Genomic DNA, 1520 nt, shown 5'->3' with positions numbered 1-1520 from the left:
CAAATCAATAACCTGTCATCAAAGCGTTACATGGATTTCTGGCAGGTGGGGTTGAAGCTGTCGGTCGGTTACGGGTTTTAAGCAAAGTTATAGTGTTTCCTCAGCCTTATTGATTATCCTTCACATTTGCAAATTCGGATATAATTTTTATATTTGTAAAAATTAAAATCTTTTATTTAATAAAACAAAAGCCATGAAAACACTATTATTGACTTTATGTTTATCTATGTGTTCCGTATGTTTATTTGCCCAAAACAATCAGGTGGTAAAACCCAAGGTCGATGAGCGTATGGAGTTGTTGAGTACGGTATTCCGGTTGGCTGGGGCTTCCGAGTATGTAGCCAACGACCTTAAACAATACACAGAGCAGGTTGATAATTATTTTTCTCCCCACAGAAACCATCCAATAATTGCCTACGCGCAAGAAATAAGAAAAAATCATGGCATAGGCTACGATGCAGTGATGTCGTTTGCCCAACAGATAGAAATTGACGGAACAATCAGTTTTATTGAAAACAGGGTAGATGGCTCTTTAGAGTCGAGATGGACAGATGAAAGTGCTGATACTTTTTTGAAACTGTTGAACGATTTTTATAAAGAATCTCGCTTCCATGACTTTTTTGTATCGAACAAAGGGCTTTACGAAAAAGCCGAGAACAATTTTTCGCTTATACTGAATGCTATCGATTTTTCGTGGTTCGAAAATTTTTACGGTGTAAAACGTCCTGAAAGCTACAAACTGGTTATAAGCATGCTAAACGGAGGTAGTAATTATGGAGGCACGGTAAATAAAAAAGACGGTTCGGGTAACATTTATGCCGTTATAGGCTCGTGGAGTACCGACAGTGTGGGTACGCCCGTTTATTCGCCCAGAATAACTTCTATTATCATACACGAATATAACCATTCGTATTGTAACCCGCTTATTGCCAAATACTACGATGATATGGCAGATAATGCCGAAACAGCTTTCAGCCTTGTGAAGGGCGTTATGCAAAGGCAAGCATACGGAAACAGCCAAACGATGCTTTGCGAAACATTGGTAAGGGCGAGCGAAATCATGTATCAGCTGAAAGATTCTAATAATGTAACTCTGAAAAACAGGCTTTGCACAGCGGAAATAGCAAAAGGATTCCTGTGGACGGGTCAGATTGTGGATTTACTATACGAATACAAAAACGAAAGAAGCACATATCCCACATTAGACGACTTTATGCCTCAAATAGTAAGTCTGTTCAACAGTTTGGATATGGCAAAAATGAAAGAAGAGGCCGACATGTTAGCCCCTAAAATATTAGGAACAAATATCGCAGATAATGCAACAGACGTTGACCCGAACCTCACGGAAATTATCGTAAAATTCGATAAGCCGATGTACACTAAAGCCAACGGGGCTTCTTACGGAAGAAAAGGAGAAGGATACATGCCGGAGGTTGTGTCGGCACGTTGGAATGAGGATACCAAACAAGAATGGATTATAGAAGTGAAACTGAAGCCCGACACCGAATATTCCCTTTCTT

The 1520-nt window shown here is 39.7% G+C and carries 1 protein-coding gene; it reads left to right on the top strand.

Annotated elements, in window-relative coordinates:
• Nucleotides 1-193: 193 nt before the first annotated feature.
• On the top strand, nucleotides 194-1520 hold a 1327-nt coding region (locus tag M2132_RS11995; protein WP_280673868.1), incomplete at its 3' end, for a DUF4932 domain-containing protein.

Source organism: Dysgonomonas sp. PH5-45, assembly GCF_029893235.1.
Classification (GTDB): Bacteria; Bacteroidota; Bacteroidia; order Bacteroidales; family Dysgonomonadaceae; genus UBA1309.
The sequence above is the reverse complement of the archived record's forward strand: the minus strand, read 5'-3'. Positions and strand labels throughout refer to the sequence as shown.